Below are 2,064 nucleotides of genomic sequence, written 5' to 3' on the forward strand. Positions count from 1 at the left end.
GAAGATACCGAGAATCTCCGTGTTGCCATTGACGTCTGCTTTCATTCGCTGGTCCACAATCAACTTGGTTGGCATCTCGGGTGCGTATATCGTCGCAGTCTGCGGCTGCAGATAGTGATCTAGCCGATTGGCCGCGACCTCGCCGCCCCAGAATGTACGGTAAGGCTGGAGATCCACCCCCTCTGTCCAGTTCATAACCGTCGTGCGGAATCGTCGGGCATGGAGCTTCGGTCTAAGAACAGTCGGGTAGAGCGTCACCCACTCCTGCAAGGTGCGTTCGGGCGCCAAGAACCGGCGATTGCCTTCGGCAGCCTGTGCGGTGATGTGACGCCGGTTCTCCAGGTACTTGAATGCCTGCCCAACAGTGCCGAGCGCTACTTGTGCCGTGGCTGCGATTTCTCGGTATGTCGCATTCAGGAGGTGTGGCTGACATAAGAGCGCGAATACAACTCGCAGCCCTGCAGCATTCATTGCCTTGGCTCTGTCGTTGGCTCTCAGTTCCGGCGGCTTCGGCCTTCCTGTGATGTAAACGTGCAGGCCGGGCGCATGCAGATACGCATTGCCTGCAGTGTCTGCAAAACACATGTCCAATTCGCGACAACGCTCCGCCAGTTGCTGGCTGATGTAGGGGGCGACGATGAGCAAGGTCTGTTTGTGGTTTGGGGGCAACAATGCTCGGAGTTGATGCAACGTTGCAAAGCGGTCGATGTTGTTTCTGATCTCAACTGCGAAATTGTAGGTCTGCTTCGTCGTCATGACTTCGACAATGGCGTCGGGCCGATGCTTGCCCCGGTCAAGACGAGCTTCGCGGTCAAGCACGCGGGCCGTCATTCCGGTCTCTTTGGCTAGTGCTTCCAGGGCGTTCCCAAGAAGCTGTTGTTCCTCGCCTGTGTATTTCATCGCAACACCTGTAGTGATCACTCTATATAATTGTACACGTACCGTGAACAACATAAAATAGTGAACATACCCAAGAGCCGCGTCCTGGAGACGACGTTTCGTTCACAAATCGATCCTGTACACGTTTCGTGAACATCTCGGAAGTGATGAGAGCGTAACGCGCGTTTGCATACCTCACCTTGCTGTCAGCGCACAACTTTATTCACCGCACGCCACTCCTTCAGTGAAGAGTTGATGATTGCCCCGCGGGAGGGGCTGGTGGCGAGCGCCCGGCCTCCTACCTCTTCTTCTCAGAGCGGAGCTGTTCTTCGGCTGAAACGACTGCTCTGGGTGAGGTTTTGCCGAATCGTTCGAAGTAGCGTTCCTCAATGAACTGCGCCAGCGGTAACTTCCACGGCTCCTGCTTATGGTTGTCGATCTGGCCTAACTTCGCGGGATTCATTCCCAACTTGCGCGCCATCTGTACTTGCTCATGAGATAAACGATGGCGCTTCTGTGCGTCAATCCATGCCTGCATCTTCTGATCTGGCTTCTTGATCTGGTGATCTGGCTTCTTGATCTGGACCTTCATCATCGTTACAGCCTTGCCTTCGCCAGCCGACGAAGAAAACTCACCTTGGCAGAGTGCTCTTGGCGGAGTTTCTCCAGAGCTGACTGGAATGCAGGCACACGCCCTCGCCGGACTGCCACATCACGCAGGTCAGTCAGCAGAGTGACTGCTTTATCGTATTCGTTGGGCTGACGTTCTTGGATATGTGCTGCAATCTGATTCCAGGCCGCTGCTTCGCGTTTTCCCAACTGGTCCAGATACCCTGCACGCCTTGCCTCGTCTTCTGCTTTTCGCCGCGACGTTTCCGCAGCCCGCTTTGCGTTTAGCAGCCGGTCCCTCTCTTCCGCACGCGCATGGGCAGCGGTGAGGAGATCGCCAGCAGTGCGCCGTTGAGCAGCGCCAGTTGCAGGTGATGTACGTGGCGCGTTGTGCCTCTGAAAATTCCGCAGAAGATCACTTTTCCAGCGTTCACTGGGCTCCGATACAGCGGATACCAACAGGGCGTCTTTCTCTTTTTGTGGCAGTCTTCGAATCCACGCGGCCAGTTCCTTCCGGCTCGGGCCAGCGCCGAGCGCTGCTGAAGCCGATGCGGCGACTTCAACGAGGTCTTCGTC

General features: G+C 56.1%; 3 protein-coding genes. All 3 read right to left on the bottom strand.

Annotated features, from left to right (window positions below):
* Positions 1-900 (bottom strand): type IV toxin-antitoxin system AbiEi family antitoxin (locus WA354_RS20885; RefSeq protein ID WP_472814956.1); only part of this gene is annotated, 900 nt, incomplete at its 3' end.
* 277 nt (positions 901-1,177) lie between these two features.
* Positions 1,178-1,474, bottom strand: coding sequence for a hypothetical protein (locus WA354_RS20890; RefSeq protein WP_472814957.1), 297 nt, complete (start codon positions 1,472-1,474; stop codon positions 1,178-1,180).
* A 2-nt stretch (positions 1,475-1,476) separates the two neighbouring features.
* The coding region (locus tag WA354_RS20895; RefSeq protein WP_472814958.1) for a hypothetical protein at positions 1,477-2,064 on the bottom strand (588 nt) is incomplete at its 5' end.

Origin of the sequence: Occallatibacter sp. (genome assembly GCF_049802275.1) — a bacterium.
In the GTDB taxonomy this organism is placed as follows: Bacteria; Acidobacteriota; Terriglobia; order Terriglobales; family Acidobacteriaceae; genus Telmatobacter.

What these genes read in the sequence shown, in the direction of transcription:
- WA354_RS20890 (WP_472814957.1), bottom strand. Translation starts at nt 1,474, where the DNA reads ATGATGAAGGTCCAGATCAAGAAGCCAGATCACCAGATCAAGAAGCCA.